Origin of the sequence: Kribbella steppae, from assembly GCF_004342025.1 — a bacterium.
In the GTDB taxonomy this organism is placed as follows: domain Bacteria; phylum Actinomycetota; class Actinomycetes; order Propionibacteriales; family Kribbellaceae; genus Kribbella; species Kribbella steppae.
In genome coordinates this window covers 23,183-42,935 of the sequence record NZ_SLWN01000025.1, presented here as the reverse complement: position 1 = coordinate 42,935, position 19,753 = coordinate 23,183, and the positions used below count along the sequence as shown (strand labels likewise).

At 67.5% G+C, this 19,753-nt stretch carries 23 protein-coding genes and 1 riboswitch; of the genes, 13 read left to right on the top strand and 10 right to left on the bottom strand.

Annotation, left to right across the window (positions count from 1 at the left end; genetic code table 11):
* Nucleotides 1–36 precede the first annotated feature (36 nt).
* A complete protein-coding gene (locus EV652_RS42265; RefSeq protein WP_132216657.1) occupies nucleotides 37–843 on the bottom strand; it encodes an ABC transporter permease in 807 nt (268 codons plus the stop codon).
* Nucleotides 844–872: 29 nt separating this feature from the next.
* Entirely contained in the window at nucleotides 873–1,760 is an 888-nt protein-coding gene (locus EV652_RS42260) for an ABC transporter ATP-binding protein (protein ID WP_132216654.1), read from the bottom strand.
* Between the two features lie 143 nt (nucleotides 1,761–1,903).
* Between EV652_RS42260 and EV652_RS42255 the strand changes: the two genes are divergently transcribed.
* Nucleotides 1,904–3,097, top strand: coding sequence for a sensor histidine kinase (locus EV652_RS42255; RefSeq protein ID WP_132216651.1), 1,194 nt, complete (start codon nucleotides 1,904–1,906; stop codon nucleotides 3,095–3,097).
* Nucleotides 3,094–3,750: a response regulator gene (locus EV652_RS42250; protein WP_132216648.1), complete on the top strand. Its 657-nt coding sequence runs from the start codon at nucleotides 3,094–3,096 to the stop codon at nucleotides 3,748–3,750. The genes EV652_RS42255 and EV652_RS42250 overlap by 4 nt, the downstream gene beginning before the upstream one ends.
* Nucleotides 3,751–3,983: 233 nt before the next feature.
* On the opposite strand, the gene EV652_RS42245 is transcribed toward EV652_RS42250, so the two are convergent.
* Complete coding sequence (locus EV652_RS42245; protein ID WP_132216645.1) at nucleotides 3,984–4,841, bottom strand: C40 family peptidase; 858 nt, start codon at nucleotides 4,839–4,841, stop codon at nucleotides 3,984–3,986.
* Nucleotides 4,841–5,008: riboswitch (cyclic di-AMP (ydaO/yuaA leader) on the bottom strand. (Overlaps the previous gene by 1 nt.)
* A 298-nt stretch (nucleotides 5,009–5,306) precedes the next feature.
* Entirely contained in the window at nucleotides 5,307–6,266 is a 960-nt protein-coding gene (locus tag EV652_RS42240) for a threo-3-hydroxy-L-aspartate ammonia-lyase (RefSeq protein WP_132216642.1), read from the bottom strand.
* A gap of 103 nt (nucleotides 6,267–6,369) precedes the next feature.
* On the opposite strand from EV652_RS42240, the gene EV652_RS42235 reads away from it, so the two are divergent.
* Nucleotides 6,370–6,732 carry a YciI family protein gene (locus tag EV652_RS42235; protein ID WP_132216639.1) on the top strand — a complete coding sequence of 121 codons (363 nt, stop codon included), beginning with the start codon at nucleotides 6,370–6,372 and terminating at the stop codon, nucleotides 6,730–6,732.
* 51 nt (nucleotides 6,733–6,783) lie between these two features.
* Here the strand turns inward: EV652_RS42235 and EV652_RS42230 are convergent, their stop codons facing one another.
* The 3 genes from EV652_RS42230 to EV652_RS42220 are packed head-to-tail and all read right to left on the bottom strand — an operon-like array spanning nucleotide 6,784 to nucleotide 8,288.
* A complete protein-coding gene (locus EV652_RS42230) occupies nucleotides 6,784–6,969 on the bottom strand; it encodes a YegP family protein (protein ID WP_132216636.1) in 186 nt (61 codons plus the stop codon).
* 52 nt (nucleotides 6,970–7,021) lie between these two features.
* Nucleotides 7,022–7,615 (bottom strand): GNAT family N-acetyltransferase, encoded by a 594-nt coding sequence (locus tag EV652_RS42225; protein WP_132216633.1) that lies wholly within the window; start codon nucleotides 7,613–7,615, stop codon nucleotides 7,022–7,024.
* Nucleotide 7,616: 1 nt separating this feature from the next.
* Nucleotides 7,617–8,288, bottom strand: coding sequence for a TetR/AcrR family transcriptional regulator (locus EV652_RS42220; protein ID WP_242002332.1), 672 nt, complete (start codon nucleotides 8,286–8,288; stop codon nucleotides 7,617–7,619).
* Nucleotides 8,289–8,378: 90 nt separating this feature from the next.
* Between EV652_RS42220 and EV652_RS42215 the strand changes: the two genes are divergently transcribed.
* The 6 genes from EV652_RS42215 (at nucleotide 8,379) to EV652_RS42190 (ending at nucleotide 13,830) form a co-directional block, all read left to right on the top strand.
* Complete coding sequence (locus tag EV652_RS42215; protein WP_132216627.1) at nucleotides 8,379–9,803, top strand: MFS transporter; 1,425 nt, start codon at nucleotides 8,379–8,381, stop codon at nucleotides 9,801–9,803.
* A 10-nt stretch (nucleotides 9,804–9,813) separates the two neighbouring features.
* The gene (locus EV652_RS42210; protein WP_132216624.1) at nucleotides 9,814–10,572 is read left to right on the top strand and encodes a phosphotransferase enzyme family protein; all 759 of its coding nucleotides are present in this window, start codon (nucleotides 9,814–9,816) and stop codon (nucleotides 10,570–10,572) included.
* A 46-nt stretch (nucleotides 10,573–10,618) separates the two neighbouring features.
* Entirely contained in the window at nucleotides 10,619–11,224 is a 606-nt protein-coding gene (locus EV652_RS42205) for a TetR/AcrR family transcriptional regulator (protein ID WP_132216621.1), read from the top strand.
* Nucleotides 11,221–12,594 carry a phenylacetate--CoA ligase family protein gene (locus EV652_RS42200; RefSeq protein WP_132216618.1) on the top strand — a complete coding sequence of 458 codons (1,374 nt, stop codon included), beginning with the start codon at nucleotides 11,221–11,223 and terminating at the stop codon, nucleotides 12,592–12,594. Before EV652_RS42205 ends, EV652_RS42200 begins: the two co-directional genes overlap by 4 nt.
* Nucleotides 12,591–13,115, top strand: coding sequence for a nitroreductase/quinone reductase family protein (locus tag EV652_RS42195; protein WP_132216615.1), 525 nt, complete (start codon nucleotides 12,591–12,593; stop codon nucleotides 13,113–13,115). Before EV652_RS42200 ends, EV652_RS42195 begins: the two co-directional genes overlap by 4 nt.
* Nucleotides 13,116–13,335: 220 nt before the next feature.
* Complete coding sequence (locus tag EV652_RS42190; RefSeq protein ID WP_158441546.1) at nucleotides 13,336–13,830, top strand: GNAT family N-acetyltransferase; 495 nt, start codon at nucleotides 13,336–13,338, stop codon at nucleotides 13,828–13,830.
* On the opposite strand, the gene EV652_RS42185 is transcribed toward EV652_RS42190, so the two are convergent.
* Nucleotides 13,716–14,942 (bottom strand): hypothetical protein, encoded by a 1,227-nt coding sequence (locus EV652_RS42185; RefSeq protein WP_132216609.1) that lies wholly within the window; start codon nucleotides 14,940–14,942, stop codon nucleotides 13,716–13,718. The two genes, EV652_RS42190 and EV652_RS42185, sit on opposite strands and share 115 nt — an antisense overlap.
* Before the next feature lie 47 nt (nucleotides 14,943–14,989).
* On the bottom strand, nucleotides 14,990–15,952 hold the full coding sequence (locus EV652_RS42180; RefSeq protein WP_132216606.1) for an XRE family transcriptional regulator: 963 nt from the start codon (nucleotides 15,950–15,952) through the stop codon (nucleotides 14,990–14,992).
* A 501-nt stretch (nucleotides 15,953–16,453) separates the two neighbouring features.
* On the opposite strand from EV652_RS42180, the gene EV652_RS42175 reads away from it, so the two are divergent.
* The 4 genes from EV652_RS42175 to EV652_RS42160 all read left to right on the top strand — a co-directional run bounded on the left by EV652_RS42175 (nucleotide 16,454) and on the right by EV652_RS42160 (nucleotide 19,243).
* Nucleotides 16,454–17,023: a hypothetical protein gene (locus EV652_RS42175; RefSeq protein WP_132216603.1), complete on the top strand. Its 570-nt coding sequence runs from the start codon at nucleotides 16,454–16,456 to the stop codon at nucleotides 17,021–17,023.
* A gap of 24 nt (nucleotides 17,024–17,047) precedes the next feature.
* Nucleotides 17,048–17,608, top strand: coding sequence for a hypothetical protein (locus tag EV652_RS42170; protein WP_132216600.1), 561 nt, complete (start codon nucleotides 17,048–17,050; stop codon nucleotides 17,606–17,608).
* Between the two features lie 35 nt (nucleotides 17,609–17,643).
* On the top strand, nucleotides 17,644–17,994 hold the full coding sequence (locus EV652_RS42165) for a hypothetical protein (RefSeq protein WP_132216597.1): 351 nt from the start codon (nucleotides 17,644–17,646) through the stop codon (nucleotides 17,992–17,994).
* Between the two features lie 166 nt (nucleotides 17,995–18,160).
* A complete protein-coding gene (locus EV652_RS42160) occupies nucleotides 18,161–19,243 on the top strand; it encodes a serine hydrolase domain-containing protein (RefSeq protein ID WP_242002331.1) in 1,083 nt (360 codons plus the stop codon).
* Nucleotides 19,244–19,274: 31 nt separating this feature from the next.
* On the opposite strand, the gene EV652_RS42155 is transcribed toward EV652_RS42160, so the two are convergent.
* Nucleotides 19,275–19,745, bottom strand: coding sequence for an NUDIX hydrolase (locus EV652_RS42155; RefSeq protein WP_132216594.1), 471 nt, complete (start codon nucleotides 19,743–19,745; stop codon nucleotides 19,275–19,277).
* Between the last annotated feature and the right edge of the window lie 8 nt (nucleotides 19,746–19,753).

The following is a 19,753-nucleotide window of genomic DNA, read 5'->3' as shown; positions in this document are numbered from 1 at the left end:
CCTCAAACCGGCCCACCCCACCGCGTCGGACCCCCGTTACTTGACCTCGCGACGTGAGCTTGCCCACAGTCCAACGATGGTCGGCAGAACGATCCAGACCCCGATCGCGGTGAGCGTCTCGGGCAGCATCCCGTGCAGGTCGCGCTCCGCGATCCGGCCGAAGGCGCCGAACACGTCCAGCCAGTTCGCGTTGTCCTTGAACAGCGCCGGCCCGGCCAGCGACCAGGCGGTCGGGGCGATGAAGTACACCAGGATCGCGACCGCGGTCTGGGCGATCACCGCACCGAAGGCGGCACCCATCACCACGTTGAGCGCGACGGTCAGGTAGGCCCCGGCCAACTGCCCGCCCACTCCGGCGTACGACGTCGTGTGGTCGGTGACCGCACCGGCGAGAGCGGTTCCGGCGAACGCGAGCACGACGACCGCGGTCATCGCCACGACGCTCAGCACGATCGCGGAGACGAACTTGGCCAGCTGGACCCGGACCCGGCGTGGCGACAGCGTGAACGTGGTCAGCGCGGTCCGCTGGGTCCACTCACTCGTCATCGCCATCACGCCGATCACCGGCAGCAACAGCATGACGCTGGTCGAGGCGGCGCCGAGGAAGCCGTCGAAGCCGGCCGGCCCCTGCGGCAGGTGGGTGAGCTGCCAGCCGATCGCGATCGCTGCGAGGAGCAGGATCGCGGCGAGCAGGACGCGGCCGCTGCGGGTGTTCACGGACTTGCGGAGTTCGAGTGTGACGAGTTTGAGGAAGGACTGGCCGCGTGCGGGCGGCAGCGCGGTCGCTACCTCGGCCCGGTGCTTGGCCGGGGCCGAGGGCGCGATGTCGGTAACGGTGGTCATAGTGATGAGCTCCAAGCGAGTAGATGTGATCAGGCGGCTTCGGCGAGCGGGGTGGTGAGCTGGAAGAACAGCTCCTCCAGGCCGGCGCCGTCGCTCTGGCGGAGTTCGAGCAGGATCTGGCCGGCGGCCGCGGCGACCCGGCCGACCTGCTCGGCGGTGGCGTCGACGCGCAGCGCGCCGTCCTGCAGCGGCTCGAGCCGCAGGCCGGCGGCGGTCAGCGCCTGGTTCAGTCCGATCGGGTCGAGACCGCGGACGAGCGTTCCGCTCCCGGCCAGCAGTTCCGCCAGGGAACCGTTGGCAACGATCCGGCCGCCGCCGATGACGACCAGCCGGTCCACGGTCGCCTGCACCTCGCCCAGCAGGTGGCTGGACAGGATCACCGTGCCGCCACGGGAGGCGAAGTCCTGCAGCAGGCCACGCATCCACCGGATGCCCTCGGGGTCCATCCCGTTGGCCGGCTCGTCCAGGATCAGTACGGCGGGATCGCCCAGCAGCGCGCTGGCGATACCGAGCCGCTGCCGCATCCCCAGCGAGTACTGCCCGACCCGGCGCTTCGCCGCGTGGCTGAGGCCGACGGCCTCGAGCATCTCGTCCACCCGGCCCTTGGGGACGCCGAGCAGGCTCGCGTTGAGCAGCAGCGTCTCCCGTCCGGTCCGGCCCGGGTGCTGGGCCGCGGCGTCGAGCATGACCCCGACCACTCGGCCCGGATTGAGCAGGTCGACGTACCGCTTGCCGGTGATGGTCGAGGTGCCGGACGTCGGCGGGGTGAGCCCGGTGAGCATCCGCAGCGTGGTGGACTTGCCGGCCCCGTTCGGGCCGAGGAAGCCGGTGATGCTGCCCGGCTGGACGGTGAAGGAGACGTCGTGGACAGCCGTGGTGCTGCCGTACCGCTTGGTCAGGTTCTCGACGGTGATCATGACATCGAGTCAACCGTTCGCGACCCCACTCCCACATCGGACGAGCGGCTGCGATCACCCCCTACGAAAGTCGTCGGGGACGACCCCTGAACCCACCCGAACGGGTGACGAGAACACCGAGGCCGCCCAACTACGCTGACAGAATGCGACGGTTGCGCCGGTGGTACGCCTGGTGGGTCAGGCATGCCGCGCGCCTGCGCGACGTCCTGTACGCCGGGTTCAGCCTGCTCACGGTCGTCCTCCAGGCTGCCTCCGACGGCGCGGGCTGGGGGATCAAGGACTGGTTCGTCCTGGGTGCGGGAGTGGTGGCGTCGGTCGCGCTGTTCTGGCGCCGGCGGTTCCCGGCGACCGTCACCATGATCACCATCGCCGCGATGCTGACGGCAGGCATCTTCGTCCCGATGGGCCTCGCCCTGCTGACCCTGGCGATCCGCCGCCGCGACCTGGTCCTGCACACCCTCGGCTTCAGCGCGTACGTCGCCTACGTCCTCAACTCCTGGTACGGCGACGGTGACTTCTGGGTCTCGGTCTTCACCGCACCGTTCCTGATCGGGACGTGGATCGCGGTCGGTGCGTACATCGGCGCGCGCCGGGACCTGATGGTGTCGCTCCGGGACCGCGCCGAGCGGGCCGAGGCGGAGCGCGAGTTGCGCGGCGAGCAGGCCCGGCTGGGCGAACGGGCCCGGATCGCCCAGGAGATGCACGACGTACTCGCGCACAAGGTGTCGCTGATCGCCCTGCACGCCGGCGGCCTCGAGGTGAACCCGGCGGTCGGCCCGGAGAAGGTAGAGGGCTCGGCCCGGCTGATCCGCGAGACCGCACGCCAGGCGATGGAGGATCTGCGCGAGGTTCTCGGCGTACTACGTTCCGACGTCAGCGTCGACGGGGCCGACTTGGCACCGGTGCCGCGAGCGGCGGATCTGGAACGGCTGGTGGAGGATTCCCGGGAAGCCGGGGTGAGTGTGACGGGCGAGTTCGCGCTGCCGGACGACGTACCGGCCTCTGTCGGGCGCACTGTCTATCGGGTGGTGCAGGAGTCGCTGACCAATGTGCACAAGCACGCCCGAGGAGCCTCGACCGACGTGGTCGTCCAGGGGGCCAGGGGAGCAGGCGTGACGGTCAGGGTGACGAACGTACGGCCGGTTGCTGCTGGTTCACTGCTGCCAGGCTCCGGTGCGGGCCTGGTCGGACTGCGTGAGCGGGTCGAGTTGGCGGGTGGCAAGCTGACGACCGGCACGACGACCGAAGGCGGCTGGCGGGTCGAGGCCTGGCTGCCCTGGTCGGATGGCCGCGAGGGCGCTGAGCCGGCTGTGATTGTGGACGAAGGGGAACGATGACGCGGCTGCTGATCGTGGACGACGAGGCGCTGGTCCGGGCCGGGCTGAAGATGATCCTCGAGTCCGACGACGACCTCGAGGTGGTCGCCGAGGCCGACGACGGCGCCGACGCGGCGGCGATGGTGGTGAAGCACCGGCCGGACGTCGTACTGATGGATATCCGGATGCCGCGGCTGGACGGGCTGGCGGCGACGCGTGAGGTGCAGGCCCTGCCGGATCCACCGAAGGTCGTCGTCCTGACGACGTTCGACCTGGACGACTATGTCTTCCGGGCGCTGCAGGCCGGGGCCAGTGGGTTCCTGCTGAAGGACACTCCGCCGCGGGAGCTGGTCCAGGCAGTGAAGGTGGTCGCGGCCGGGGACGCGATGTTGTCGCCGGCGGTGACGCGGCGGCTGATCGGGCACTTCGCGGCGGACTCACGCTCGGACCGGCAGCGGCAGGCGCGGGAGCGGCTCACGGCGCTCACCGATCGGGAGCGCGAGGTGCTGGCCGCGGTCGGGCGCGGCCTGTCGAACGCCGACATCGGCAAGACGTTGTTCATGAGCGAGGCGACGGTGAAGGCGCACGTCTCGCGGGTACTGGTGAAGCTGGACGCCACCAACCGGGTCCAGGTCGCGATCCTGGCGCACGACGCCGGGCTGCTGGACGGCTAGCTGGAAGAATAGGCAACCGGTCGGGCTGGAGAGATAGGAAACCGGTCGGGCTGAAGAGAATAGGTAACCGGTCGGGCTCAAGAAGGAAACGGTCGGGCCGGAGAGCTAGATAACCGGTCGGGCTGGAGAGATAGGAAACCGGTCGGGGGCCGTCGGAGGGGTGGGGGGACGACGGCCCCGACCGGTTTCAGCGTCAGCGATCCCTGGGGGGAGAGGATGCTGACAGGTCGGAGTCAGACGCGGCCGAAGGCCACGCTCTTGCTCCAGATCTTTGCCTTCCGCACCGGGACACCCGGCTTGGAGGAGTGCCACAGCATGTTGCCGCCGGCAAAGATGCCGACGTGGTACACGCCGCCGCCACCGCTCTTGAAGAAGACGAGATCACCCGGCTTCGCGGTCCTGCGGCTGATGTGCTTGGTCGCGCTGTACTGCGCACGCGACGTACGGGGCAGCTTCTTGCCGGCCTTCTTGTACACGTAGCCGGTGTAGCCGGAGCAGTCGAAGCCACGCGGGGTCGTGCCGCCGTAGCGGTACGGGGTGCCCTTCAGCTTCGCCGCCTCGCGCAGCACCTTGGCGCGGAAGGTCGTGGTGCCGCTGGACTTGCCGTAGGGACCGTAGAGCAGTCCGCGCTTGGCGGTCCAGGTCAGTCGGCCCCAGGTCGCCCGGGTCGTCGTACCGGTGGCCTTGAGACCCCAGGATGCCTGGTACTTCTTCAGGACCCGGATGGTGCTGGCGCCGTAGTAGCCGTCCGGGCCGAGGTGCAGGGCCTTCTGCACGTACTTGACGGTCGGGCCCTTGTCGCGGAACCGCAGCAGCGGCCGACTCGGGATGCTCCAGTAGCCACGCGGCGTGGTGGTGGCGGTGGCGGAAGTCGTCGCCGCCGAGGCGCTCGCCGGAGGGGTGGCGAGCGTGATGGCTGCTCCACCGCCGACCGTGAGGCCCACCGTGAGGACGGCGGCTGCGGCCCGGGGGGTTGCGGGCTTGGTCGGCTTGCGGTGCTTCGCGAGGGTCCGGCCGGTGGGCCGGGTACTGACCTCGCTGGTCTGGCTGACGGCGCGCGAAAGCGACGTCCGTCGGGCAGTGACGGGCATGGTGGTCTCCCGACGCCTGCGGAGTTAGCTGTCGGGTTCGGGCTGGGATTCATAGCCCGGTCCGCTCCCGCGGACTTCACCCCAGGGTTCCGACCACTCACGGTCGAGACCCAACCTCCTGGGTCCCCCACCCCTGCCTTGGTTTTCGAGGGGAGCACAGGTGTCTGGCAGGGCTCGGCGTTGACACCTGTGCGGTTCGTCGTATTTACCGAACCGCCGACGACTGTATAACAGAACGATCACGACGCAAACCCTCAGATCCACAGAGAGGCTCCGGAATGGCCCTGGAGGGCTCTCTGACGGATCAGGAACCGGTGGTGAACATCAGGTGTCCTGAGCGCATCTGAGCGGGGCGCAGACAGCAAATCAGCCGCCCATTGTGACCCCGGTCACATTTCATGGTCGCTGTCTGTGACAACGGGCACAGTGCGTACTCAGGGCATCCTCAGTTCCTTGCGAATTCAGCTATTTCCCGAGCAGTTCGAGGAACCGATCCAGGCCGACGTTCCCGCCGGACAGCACGACTCCGACGCGCTCCGGCAGCGACTGGATCCGCCCCGCCAGCAACGCCGCCAGCGCACTGGCGCCACTCGGCTCGAGGACGATCTTCAGCCGCTCGAACGCGAACGCCATCGCGGCCACGATCTCGTCGTCCGCGACCAGCTCGAAGGAATCCACCAGGCGCCGGTTCACCGCGAAGGTCAGCTCGCCCGGCGTCGAGATCGCCTGCCCGTCGGCGATCGTCCGCGGTACGTCGATCTCGACCCGCTCACCCGCCGCCAGCGATCGGGCGTGGTCGTCGCCGGCGGTCGGCTCGACCCCGATCATCCGGATCCCCGGCGCCAGCGCGGTCGCCGCCGTCGCACAGCCGGCCATCAACCCGCCGCCTCCGACCGGGACGAGCAGCGCGTCCAGCGGTCCGGTCTCCTCGATCAGCTCCAGCGCGACCGTCCCCTGCCCGGCCATCACGTCGTAGTGGTCGTACGGCGGAATGAGGGTGAGTCCACGCTCGGTCGCCAGTTCCTTGGCCAGCGCGGCCCGGTCCTGGGCATAGCGGTCGTACGTGACGACCTCAGCGCCGTACCCACGAGTGGCGGCGAGCTTCGTCGGCGGTGCGTCGGTCGGCATCAGGATGACCGCCTTCGTCCCGGCGATCCGGGCTGCCAGGGCGACGGCCTGCGCGTGATTCCCCGACGAGTACGCCGCGACGCCGTACCGGAGTTGGTCGGGGGACAACCGGCTGACCGCGTTGTACGCGCCGCGGAACTTGAACGCGCCGATCCGCTGCAGGTTCTCCGCCTTCAGGAACACCTGCGCACCGACCCGCTCGTCCAGGGTCCGTGAGGTCAGGACCGGCGTACGGTGGGCGACCCCGGCGATCCGGTCGGCGGCGGACCGGACATCTGTGAGACTCAGCTCGGCCATGGGGCGACGCTATCTGCTCAGACCCGATGTCAAACTGGCGGCGTCGGCTCCGTACTGATGGCGAGAGGCTCCCGGCCCGGGAGCCACGCGCGAAGGAGATACCGTGAAGTACCTAGTGATCATGAACATCAATCCCGACGTGCTCGCCGCTCTGACCGAGGAGGAGCAGCAGGCGATCGGCGCCGGGCACCAGAAGTTGCTGGCGACCATCAAGGAGACGGGCGAGTTCCACAGCACGGTCGCGCTCGCCGAGCCGGACAAGTCCGTGGTGGTCAAGGTCCGCGACGGCGTGCCGGCGGTGACGGACGGGCCGTTCGTGGAGGCGAAGGAGTTCCTGGGCGGCTACTACCTGATCGACGTGGCGTCGGCGGAGCGGGCGCAGGAGCTGGCCGCGATGGTCCCGGACGCAGCGATCGAGGGTCTCGGAGTCGAGATCCGGGCGGTGGTTTTCGAAGAGGGTCTGTGAGCTCAGGGGGTCTCGCCGGCTGCGGCGAGACCCCCTTGTTCTCTTGGGCTTTCAGTCCGTCTGGTCGTCGACGTTCGCCTCGGCGGCGTTCTTCTTGATCGACTCGATCCCGTTCAGCGCGCCGGCCTTGGTCCCGTAGCTCTCGCTGCTGGTCGCGATCACCTCGCCGTTGCCGGCCTTCAAGCGGAACCGGAACTCGCCCGACTTGTCCTTGTACAGCTCGAACTTCCCCGCCATCGCCATACCTCCAGCTGAATTGGTATCCACTCCGTTTCGGAGCGTAGTCGTATCAGCCTGCCGGGACCTCGCGCACCACGCCGGGCGGGCCGGACCAGCCCGGCCACGGACCGGGCGCCGCGCCGTCGGCGTCGGGGCGCTCCTCTTCCACTGTCTTGTACGGCTTCAGACCGCGCGCCTGGTAGTTCACCAGCGCGGCCGGGCCGTCGAGGGTGTTCGTGTTCACCCACACCCGGGTGATCGGGTCGACGCCGTCGTGGCGCTCGTCCAGGGTCCACGCGTTCTGCAGACCCACCGTCAGCAGGTGGCCGCCGATTCCGCGGCCGATGAAACCTTTGAGCAGACCGAAGTTCTCGATCTCGACTTCACTGCCGACGCCGCGCAGGGCGACGTACCCGGCCGGAACGCCCCCGACCCACGGGACGAATGTCTCGAACCCGGGCCGGCTCAGCCAGTCGACCCATTGGTCCCAGTTCCACCCGAGCTTCCCGATCCAGTGCCAGTGACGGCCGACTGCGGTGTAGAGGTAGCGGGCGAACTCCGGTGAGACCTCCTCGACCCGTCTGATGTCCACCGGCTGCTCCCGGGCCGGCAGGATCTCGTCCGGGCTGTGCTGCTCCAGGTAGGTCAGGACGCTGAGTGCCAAGCTATTTCTCCTCTTCCAGTACGCCGCGGATGCCGGCAACGACCAGGTCGACGCCTAATGAGTAGTAGCGGTCGGTGGACGCCGGGCAGACCAGCGTGTCCGCGGCAGCCGTGACCAGCGGGTACTTCCGCGGCGACAGGGCGGCCAGGGACGCGCGCTTCATCCGTAGTGAATCCTCGCGCGCGATCGGGTCGCTCGCCTCCCGGGCGATCGGGTCGTTGGTCACCAGGGTGATCAGGGAGCAGATCGACTGCCGTCCGACTTCGGCCGCGTCGTCGACCGAGAACCCACCCTGGGTGAGCAGCTCCATCGTCCGCTCAGCCATCGCCAAACCCGGCTCGGCCACCAGGATGCGGGTCAGCGTGAGATCCGCCAGCCGCGGGTGCCCCCGGAGTGCGGTCACGAACGCCGTCAGCACCTTGTCCAGCTGACGGTCCCACGGCTCATCGGTCGGCTCCGGCAGTACGACGTCCGCCAGTAGCCGGTCGCCGAGAGCGGCGAGCAGGTCGTCCTTGTCCTTGAAGTGCCGGTACAGCGCCATCGGCGTGACCTCGTGCTGACCGGCCAGCCGGCGGAGGGTGACGGCGGCCGGTCCCTCGTCGTCCGCGATCGCGAGCGCGCTGTCGACGACCTTGTCCGGATCCAGCCGGCGGGCAGGTTCTTTGCTGATCACGTTGACAAGTTTACACCGTAGACTTAGCGTGTACTGCGTACGCATACAGCGTATACATACAGCGTAGACTCTCTTCGTAGTGAGGTAGGCATGCGACGTAGTCCCTGGGCCACCCTGGCGGTGCTGGCTCTCGCGCAATTCATCGTGGTGCTCGACGTGACGATCGTGAACGTCGCGCTGCCGCACATCCAGGCGGACCTGAACTTCTCCGCAGACTCCCTGCAGTGGGTGATCAACGCCTACACCCTGCTCTTCGGCGGTTTCCTGCTCCTCGGTGGCCGGATGTCCGACCTGCTCGGCCCGCGCCGGGTTTTCGTGGCCGGGCTGCTCCTGTTCGGCGTCACGTCGCTATTGGCGGGGCTGTCCAGCTCACCCGAGTTCCTCATCGCTGCGCGCGCCGTACAGGGTCTAGGTGGGGCACTGCTCTCGCCGGCGGCTCTTGCGATTCTCACGATGACGTTCGCACACGGGCGGGAGCGCAACATCGCCATGGGTGTCTGGGGTGGTCTTGCGGGTCTCGGCGGCACCCTCGGTGTGGTGGCGGGCGGCGTACTGGTCGACTCGCTCAGCTGGCAGTGGATCTTCTTCGTCAACGTGCCGATCGTGATCGCTCTGGTCGCGGTGATCCCGGTGTTCGTTCCCGACGTACGGCACGCGTCCGGTCGTCGTACCTTCGACACTCTGGGCGCTGTGTTGGGTACGGCTGGGCTGATGGCCATCGTGTACGGCGTGGTGCGGTCGGAGCCGTCCGGGTGGGGTTCGTTCGAGGTGTCCGGCGTACTGACGGCCGGAGTGGTCTTGCTGGCCGCGTTCGTGGTCGTGGAGCGGCGGTCTGCTGCCCCACTGGTGCCGCTGCGGCTGTTCCGGTCGCGGGCGTTGAGTGTGTCGGGCGGGGCGCTCGCTCTGAACGGTGCTGCGTTCCTGTCCATGTTCTTCCTGACCGCTATCTACTTGCAGCAGGTGCGGGGGGACAGTGCGCTCGAGGCAGGCGTGCACTTCCTGCCTATGGGCGGTGCGGCGATTGTGGGTGCGGCCCTGGCTTCGCAGCTCGTGCAGCGGGTTGGCACTCGTACAGTGCAGCTCGCGGGTGCTGTGTTGAGTGTGATCGGCCTACTGCTTCTCTCACAGGCTGACGCGACTGGCAGCTATTCGTCTGAGTTGCTGCCTGGGTTGATCGTGTTCGGGTTCGGCATCCTCGGTGTCGGCGTACCTGGTCAGATCACTGCCGTCTCCGAGGTCCGGCCGCAGGAGGCCGGTGCTGCGTCCGGCGTGGTCAACGCGATGTACCAGGTGGGTGGCGCACTCGGTCTGGCGATCGTCACCACGCTTTCCATCACTCACACAACGCATGAGCTGACTCGTGGCGCCACGCAGCAGCACGCGTTGGAGTCGGGCTTCGAACGCGGCCTCCTGGTTGCATCGCTGTTCGCCGTAGTCAACGTCCTCCTCACCCTCGCCGCACCCCAACTCCAGCCCACCACCGAACAACTCACCGAAGCCACCGCTGCAGCGTAGGTTTCATCGTGTGCACGAAGAGATCCTGACCGGTGGGAACGTGGCAGCGGAGGTTGTCCGGATCGGATCGACGGTCCGAAAACCTGCGCTGCCACAGACCCCTGGCGTCGAGGCTGTCCTCAAACACCTTGCAGACAAGGGTTTCAAGGGTGCTCCTGGGACGATGGGCATCGACTCTCAGCGACGGCACGTTGTCGAGTACATCCCCGGCGCCCTGGCCGACACCCTGCCGTTGATGACGCTGGACGAACTCCACCGAGTCGGCCGGCTGATCCGCGCGCTCCACGACGCGATGGTGGATTTCGACGTACCGGCTGATGTCGTCTGGGATGTGGCGATCCCCGACCCGGCCGGCGGCAACCTGGTCTGCCACAACGACCTGGCCCCTTGGAACCTCGTCCGCGACGGCGACCGCTGGGTCTTCATCGACTGGGACAACGCCGGCCCGTCCTCCCGCCTCTGGGACCTCGCCTACGCCGCCCACGGCTTCGTCCAATTCCTCCCCAATGGCGACCCTTCGATGGATGCGGTGCGATTGCGCGCCCTCGTCGATGGCTATGGCCTCGGCCCGGATGACCGCCGAGCCCTGCCCGCCCAGATCGCCGCCCACACCCAAGGCATGTACGACCTCTTGGTCCGCGGCCACCAGACCGGCGAACAACCCTGGGCCCGCCTCTACGCGGAAGGCCACGCCGACCACTGGGGCCCAACCGCCACCTACCTAACCCAACACCACAACCACTGGGTCACCACCCTGCTCTCTCCTTAGCTTGATGCCGTTGACATAATGACGTTCTCTGAATAACGTCATTATCATGAAGGCACGTCTCACCCGGGCGGAGAGCAAGGCTCGGACGCGCGCCGACCTGGTCGACGCGGCCCGGCGGGTGTTCCTCGAGCGTGGCTATCACGCGGCCTCGGTCGCCGATGTCGCCGCGGAGGCCGGCTTCTCCACCGGCGCTGTCTACTCGGCGTTTCGAGGCAAGGCCGACCTCTTCCTCGCCGTGCTCGACGCACACCTGGCCGAGCGGATACGCCGGATGGAGGCCGTGGCTGCCTCGGCGACGACCGCGGCCGAGCATGCCGAACAACTCGCCCGGCAGTTCGCGACGGTCAGTGGCAACGACCGCGGCTGGTCGCCGCTGGTCATCGAGTTCTGGGCGCATGCAGCCCGCGACCCGGAACTCCGTCAGCAGTTCGCCGAGCGCCACGATTCGCTGAAGCAGGCTATCGCCCGGATGCTCGACGAGATGCTCGCGCGCACCGGGGAGCGTCTGGTGCTAGGGACCGATCAGGTCGCCATGGCCGCCGCCGCGCTCGCCAACGGCTTGACGCTCGAGCGTCTCGCGCATCCCGACGGGGTGCCCGACGAACGGTTCGCCGAGCTGGCCGCATTCATCATGAAGGGTCTGTCCCGATGAGCACACTGAGGCAGTTGGCCGACGTGGCCGTCGCGTTTCCCCGCTCCCGCAAGCTGCTCAGCCACGACGGCTGGAGCCGTGAGCAACTACGGGAGCATCAGCGCGCCCGGCTGGCCGAGCTCGTTCGTCATGCGAAGGCGCACTCGCCCTTCTACCGCAAGCTGTACGCCGACCTCGACGGCGAGGTCACGCTGGACCAGTTGCCGGTGATCGACAAGGCAACGCTGATGGATCACTTCGATGAGATCGTCACCGACCAGCGCTTGCGGCTGGCCGACCTCGAGACCCACCTGGCCGGACTCACCACAGACGCCTTGTACCTCGGGGTCTACCGGGTCGTCGCGACCGCCGGCAGCACCGGTCGCAGGGGTGTCTTCGTCGCCGATCGCGAGGAGTGGCGGACGTTCCTCGCCGGGCTGCTGCGCGTCAACGAGTACATGGGGTTGCGCCCGCACCTCCCGCGAAGGCGGGTGGCCACGGTCGCCGCGGCGAGCTCGGTGCACGTGACCTACCGCATGTCGCGCAGTCTCGACTTCGGTGCACACCGCGTCCTCCGACTCGACGCGACAGCACCGATCGAAGATCTGGTCGGGCGACTCAACGCGTTTCGGCCTGAGTTCCTCTACAGCTACCCGTCGGTGCTCGGGTTGCTGGCGACGGAACGTGCCGCCGGTCGCCTGCGGATCGATCCGACCACGATCGTCTCCTCGGGTGAGACACACACCGACGAGACGGTCCGCGCGGTCCGCGCCGTGTGGGACGTGCCGTGGTACCAGATCTACGGCACGACGGAGGTGCCGATGCTCGGTGCGCACTGCTCCGAGCACACGGGGGTGCACCTGTTCGAGGATCTGGCGATCGTGGAGGTTGTCGACGGCAACAACCGCCCGGTGCCGGCCGGACAGCGCGGCCAACGAGTGCTCGTCACCAACCTCGTCAACCGGACGCAGCCGCTGATCCGGTACGTCGTCACCGACCTCGCGACTGCGGCTGCGCAGCCCTGCCCCTGCGGGCGGCCGTTCGCCGTGCTGAGTTCGCTCGACGGGCGCAGCGATGACGTTCTCCACCTCCCAACCGCCGGCGGTGGCGATGTGGCTGTCCACCCACTCGCGCTGCGCAGCGCGATGGCCACGGTCGCCGACCTGTCGCAGTACCGGATCCTCCACGAGCGGACGAGGCTGACCGTCTCGGCGACACTGCGCGCGGATGCCGCGCCCGAGCTCGCCGTCGCGGCCATCACCGACCGGCTCAGCGCGAAGCTCGCCGCGCTCGGTGTCGAGGGCATCAAGCTCGATGTCCGGTTGGTGCCCCGAATCGAGGACGGCCGCGACGCCGCCGGCAAGTTCCGCATCATCGAGTCGAGGCCGTGACGGTGGACGGCAATCGCGATGCGGGCCTTCTGCGGCGGGTGGTCCGGCAGGTGGCCGCAACCCGCGCGGGAGCCTGGGTCTGTGCACGATTGCTGCATCGCATCGACCATGTCGTGTTCCGCGCCAGTGGCGGTCGGACGACGTTCTCCGCCATCGTCTCCGGGTTTCCAGTGGTGATGCTGACGACGACCGGAGCGCGGACCGGCCGGCCACGCACCATACCGGTGCTCGCCCTCCCCGACGGCGAGCGGTTGGTGGTGATCGCATCCAACTACGGTCAGCGGCACAACCCGGCCTGGTACTACAACCTGCGCGCGCACGAACGCACCGACGTACGAATCGGCCCCCGGAGGCTCGCGATGACTGCACGCGAATTGGCGGGTGCCGAGCGGGAGCACTACTTCCAGTACGCCATTGACGTCTATCCGGGCTGGGCGCGATACCGCAGCCGCGCGTCCCACCGCGTCATCCCGGTGATCATGCTCGAGCCAAGCAGTTGCGAGAAGGACGAAGCGAAATGACGACGACCTGGCAACTATCTACCGACGGTCCTGCCGCGTCGGCCCGAAAGCCGAGCTGACCGACCACCTCCACCAGACGACACCGCCTGGTGACAACCTCCTGATCGTCGCCGCCCAGGACGTCCTGGATGGCACACCGCACCGCTTTGCATCCGGACCTGGCTCGATGCCCCGATGTCTGTGTTGTCATTGCAGAGACGTCGGGAGGAGGACCCGGGTATTGATTGTTGAGGCGCTCGCGGTCGACGACTGGGAGATCCTGAGGGACGTCCGCCTCCGAGCCCTCAAGGATTCGCCGGCCGCGTACATCTCCACCTACGAGGAGGTTGCGTCCTGGACCGAGTCGCAGTGGCGAGACTGCTTTGCGACGGCCGTCTGGGTCGTGCCGCGGATCGGGCGTCGGATCATCGGCGTGGCTTGCTCGTTGCGGGATGACGAGCGACCGGTGAATGAGCGGTATCTCGAGTCGGTGTGGGTCGAGCGCGGGCATCGCCGGACCGGTGTTCTGCGGGCGATCCTGCGGTACCTGGCCGAACTGGAACCCGACGTCGAGGACTGGTTTCTGTGGGTTCTGGACGGCAACGCCGAGGCGCGCGCGGTCTACGAGCGATTAGGTTTCGAGCCCACCGGCGAGAGCCAGCCCCTCGCGGACGCCTCAGGTCGGGCAGAGGTCCGGTTCAGACTCAAGACCTTGTACCCCGGGGAGTCCGACTGAGGGCCGGCGCTGCCGTAACCGCACGAGATCCACGTCTTCAGCCCGAGTTCGGCGAGGGCGTCACGCTCGCCGAGGGTCGTAGGGAGGTCCGACATCATCTTCTGCCAACAGCGTTCGTCCTCCCGCCAGCCATCAATGAATTCGACGCATACGTCGGGGTCAATGGCCGACAAGTGCTTCTCGGCGAACCGTAGCGACTCGAGCGCTCGCAACATCGTCGGGTAGTCGACTGAGCCAGTGGCGGTCTGGGCGTGCTCGAGTGCCTTCTTGGTCGCGTCGATCATGCGCAGGCGGTCTTCCTTGAAGTCCCGCCAATGGCCCGTGCCGGCTGCCGCCAATTGCTCGCTGAACTTCCATCCGGGCGTGCTCTCGAACATCGCGTAGAGGCCCTCGGCAAGGAGGTCACCCAACTCCTCGCGCCCGGCGCGCTCCGGGTCGGCGAACGGTTCGTACGCGTCTTGTCGGACCTCGCCGATCTTGGGCAGCGAGCGTCCGGCCGCGTGCCGCGCGAAGAAGAACCAGTCCTCGTTGTAGATGTCAGGAAAGAAGGACAGCGCCGGGTGCTGCGTGTTGACTCCCAGCACAGCACCGCTGACAAAGACGTCTTGGCGGTACCCCGCGAGACGGCGCGCGTGACAAACCACCGAGTTGTCGGGGAAGTACCGGCTGGTCATCGCCGCGACGGGATGACGATCGAGGTGGCCGGTGAGCCGTGCGATGTCCTGCCCGCGGATCTGCGAGATGTCGTCGTCGATGAAAAGAATCTTGGTCCACCCGCGGAGGCGGGCGAGGAGGAGGCCGATGTTGCGCTTGACGCTGAGGTCGCTCGAACGATCTGCGCTCAGGGAGCGGAATTTCCGATCGGAGGTTCGTTGGGCGTCGTACGGCTGTGGATAGTCATCTGGTACCTCGACGATCAGCGCGCGGGCTCCGAAGGTTGCTCCCACGCGCTCGGCAACCTTGTCGATCCTTGCTTGCCGGCTGCACAGCAGAACCAGCGGTACGGACAGCTCCGCAGAAAGCGAAATGACGCGCTGCAGCGAGGCTCGTGCGGCCGGAACCACGATCGCGTCGAGGCGACTGCGAGTCGGCGGAACGGACGCGGCCGACACGTCTCGCAGAAGCGATGCATGCGACTGTGTGTGCCTGATGTGACGACTCACCCGGCGGCCGCCTGCTGACTGGGCGACCACTGGTACAGCCGATTCTCGGGAATCGCCAGCTCGGGCGAGATCGCTTCACCGTGCACCACCGGCACACGTAGGAGCAACGCGAACGATCCGTCGGGGAACTGGTTGGCGAGATATGCCTCGTTGCGCTCGCGGACGTTGACATCGGTGAGAGTCCGCACAGCTCCCAGCACTCCACGGCTGTGGACACCGTTGCAAAAGGTGAGCGTGCGGCTGTGATTGAAGGGGTTACGCAGCCGCGTCAGGAGGGCGACGTCCTCGACCAGTACGGGACCGTCTTCGGTCTCCTCGAACTGCGGGCGGAACTCCTGGCCGCCCGGCCCGCTGGCCTTGAAGATCTCCCCGGTCGTCAGGTCGGAGACCTCGACCTGGGAGATGGGCAGCTGGCGCAGAGTCTTCAGCAGGCGAGTGGTCACATCGTTCCAGCCGACACCACCGAGCACGATCAGATGGCCGGACAGGTGGTCCGCGGTGACCTCCGACGGCAGCACGTGCACGACGTGCAGGTCTGGGTTGGAGGCGCGGATGTGACCCCACAACTCGATCAGCGCGTCCAGGTCGGCGTACCGATACATCCGGGTGTAGTTGGGGTCTCGTTCGCTGGCCAGCGCGGGACGCTCGTCCAGGGGGGCCTCCGGGCAGACGATCGTGATGGGATCACTCTCGAAGACCCAGGTCTGCGAATCGCCGGCCGGCGAGCCGAGCGCGGCGCCGTGGCTACGGACGGCGTCGCGGAGCTCCACCAGTTCCTGGTGGAGTGCCTCGAAGCGTTCTCGTTCCTCCGTCGACAGGTCCTGCTCGGGCACGAGATGGGGGTCCCCGTCGGTCGCTCGGTCCGTGCAGAAGAACTGTGCGTAGGAACGCAACCGTGGCGCCGGGGGCAGCTTGGGGTTGGTCAGGGATTCCCACGAACTGATCGTCGCGACCGCCACCCGGGAATCTTGGCTCAGCGCTTGCGCCAGCCCAGCCTGAGTCAGCGCAGGCTCACGGGATTCGCGCAGAGTCCGAAGCCTCTGGGCGAGTCGTACGGCCGCTTGTGAAGAGGCCAATCTCACTCCCGAATGTCGGCGCCTGCGTACGTCGCTGGCGCAGCCAGGGCGATGCTACACCCATCTCCACCCGAAAATACCCATACTACTCCCGACCACTTAAAGCGCGTGTTGGACGCCTCTGGGATTCCTCGTTCTCAGCAGGCCGGCCGCTGTGGATCAGGCTCCCCGGCTGGCAGCGCGCCGCGAGCGCCCTTGTCAGCGACACGCATTTACCGCGACAGGCGAGTTCTACTGCTCTACCGTAGGTATTGGTAGTTCTGCGTGTAGCCAACCGAAGCCACCCTGTAGGCACTTTAAAGGGATGGCGTGGGGGTGCTGAATCGCCTGCTCAAGGCGCGTGGCGGCCCCTCCCAGGGTTCGTTTGACGAGAGCAGGTCACAAATGAAGAGGTCAGCCGCCGGCAGGCACATGACCGAGATCCAGCGGCACGAACCGCTGGCCGGCCAACTCGCTCACACAAAGATGCTGCCGCCGCATGCGCCCGCATCGCCGTCGTCCGAGGGCCATCGGCTCAAGGACGCCCTGTCCGACTTCGTCTCGTCCAGCCGATCGTGGCGACAAGGCCGCCTCGCCTTTGCCCGGCGTACGACGGTCGCCCTGTGGATCCTCGTGGCCATAGGTGCCGGCAGTTGCGTCGGGCTCGTCCTGGTCCTCCGCGATCCGGAGGCGTGCCGTGGTCTCCCGTGCTCGGTGGCCACATTCGGCGGGCAGCCGCAGCTGACACTCGCGCTCGTCGCGGCAGGCACCGCAGCCCTGCTCACGACGGCCGTGTTCACGCGCGGCCTCACCCGCGCGGGCGCGAACGGCCTGTGGCTGGTGATACCAGCGGCCGGCCTGACCCTCGCATCGGTGAGCGGCATCCTCCTCGTCGTCCTCGCGGCGGTCGTCATCATGTTCGCCGCGATGCTCGTGCTTGTCCTGGTCTTTGCCTTCTTTGCCGATCACACCTGATCGACCCGACCTCAGGAGGTAACCATGCCCACGACCTTCGAGTTGTTCCCGGTCCGGCGCGTCTCCGATCGGGACGACGTACCTCAGCTCCCCGTCCTGCGAGCCGTCTGGCACGACGACCCCCTGATTGTGTTGGACGGCACCGTGCCATACCTCGTCACGCCGGCTGCTCGCGATCCACACCGCGGCGCGGATGGCCGTCATCTTGTTCCCACTGCGCAGCTCGCGCAGCTCCGGCGATTGGTCGATGCCGGCCTGCAGTTCGACGAGATTGCCATTGCCCACGAACTCGACCCTGACGGCCCGGTCTCCACCCTTCTGCCCGTACTTCGCAGCGGTCCGATGACCTGCTCGGACGAGGTCGCTCGGACGGTAGTGGGTCCCGTACCGGAGCACCCAGGCGTGGCCAAAGTCGTCCGCGCGTTGGACCGGGTCGCCGGCGGCTTCTCGGCTGCCGGCTCACTCGTTCGCGCCGGTGCGGAAGCTGTCCTCGACCCGATCGTCTTCGGCGTGATCGGTCTGGATCCAGCCCTGCGCGACGGCACCCCGGCGCTCTGGTATCCATTGGCGGCCTGGAGATGGTGACGACGGTGCACCGCTCGGGTCGAGTGGATGCGGCGATGCGCACCAGGTCTCGTTCCGTCCTGGGCCTGTGGGTCCTGATGGGGGCGGACCTGGCGGCTGTGGTCTGGATGTACACCTTCGGTTCATGGCTCGACCACTCGTCGAGGCTCACTGCCACGGCGACGCTCGGTGGGCATCACCTCGTGGTGCTGGCGCTCGCTGCCACTGGGTTCGCGCTGTTGGCAACGATCGCTCTGGTGTCGGAAGGCTTCACCAGATGGAGCCCACGACTGGTGCTGGCCAAGAACGCGGCCTGTGTTGTCTCCGTCATGGCCCTCGCAGGTCTGTTCGCCTTCATCCTCACAGCGCTGCTGAGCCGCGTGCTCTTCGGGCGACTACGCCCCTAGGAGGCTGATCGGGGTTGAAACGGCTCACCAGGCGACGCCGCCTGGTGAGCCGGCTTGTTCGTCCCCCAGGTGGCTTTCGGGGAGAAGGGAGGGCGTTCCCGGATCTGTTGTCGGGCTGATTTCGCGAGGCTTGCTCTGGACGAAGTTCTGACAGAGAGGGCTGGGGATGAAGCGAGTGCTACAGGTGCTGGTGGCTGCGACGACTGTGTCGGCGGTGATTGCGGCGCCGGCCGCGGCTGCTGCCGGACCGGATCGCTCCGGCCTGCAGCGAGAGTTGGACAACGTCGTGTCCGCCAGTGCGGTGGGTGCGCTCGCGGAGGTGCGCGACGGGCATCGCCTGTGGCGCGGCACGAGTGGTGTCGCTGAATTCGGTACGACGCGAGATGTCCCGGTCAACGGGCGGTTCCGGGCCGGCAGTGTCACGAAGACGTTTGTCGCGACCGTCGTACTGCAACTCGTCGACGAGGGCGAGCTGCGACTGGACGACACAGTGGAGAAATGGCTGCCCGGAGTCGTTCCGAACGGTGACAACATCACTGTGCGCCATCTGCTCAACCACACCAGCGGCTTGTACGACTTCAAGGACACGTTGACGCCGCCGGAGATCCTGGCCGGCCGCTGGAAAACCTGGACCGCGACGGAAGTGATTCAACGCGCCCTGGCCGAACCTCCGACGTTCGAACCGCCGGGCAAGGCCTTCGACTATTCGAACACCAACTACACCCTCCTCGGCGAGATCATCGAGAAGGCGACAGGCGAGTCGTACGGCGACGAGGTCAAGCGCCGGCTGATCGAACCGCTGCACTTGAAGGGCACCGAGATGCCCGGGACCTCGACCCGGATCCCCGGTCCGCACCCGCACGGCTACGTGCCGACGGATGACGGTCTGCTCGACTTCACCGAGATGAACCCTTCGATCTTCGGCGCCGGCGGCGAACTGATCTCCACAACGGCGGACCTCAACCGCTTCTTCACCGCACTCCTCGATGGCGAGCTCCTACCGGCCCATCTCCTCGACGAGATGAAGAAGCCGGCCGTCGAGGGTCGTGCGTACGGGCTGGGCCTGGCTTGGCGAGACACCCCTTGCGGAATCGTCTACGGCAACGACGGCGATTCGCTCACCTACCAGACCTGGTCCTTCTCCACCCCGGATGGCGACCACCAGGTCACTGTCGCCCTGACCCCCGACTTCACCGGCGACTCCGACGACGTCATCGACGCCTTCCTCAACAAGGCCATCTGCGGCTGAGGTTGTCTCAGGCAACCAGATGAGCGAGGGCTCAGTGTTGGATCAGGCCGCCGACCGGAACGGGAGGGACGTGGCCGGTCGGGGGAGCGGTCTGGGCAAGGGCGAGGCCGATGTCGACCAACGATGACCGGCGCAAGTGGGCGACCTCGGGAATCGGGGTCCAGACCGACTCGGCGATTTCGCCGTTCGGCTCGGGCCGGAGCTCGCCGCTGGTGATGCGGACCGCATAGAAGATGCCGACGTTCTGGTGATCGGGTCCGCCGGCCGCGCGTTCGGCCGCGGGGATCAGCCTCGAGTCCACGCCCAGCAGCCGCTCGACCACCGCGTCACATCCGGTCTCCTCACTGACCTCCCGAATCACCGCATCAAACGGATCCTCCCCATGCTCAACCCGACCACCCGGCAGAGTCCAAGTACTCTCGCCCCGCGCCGACACATGACGCGCCACCAACACCCGCCCACCCTCAACACACACCGCATAAGCAGCCAACCGAAAACTCATCCCCGCAC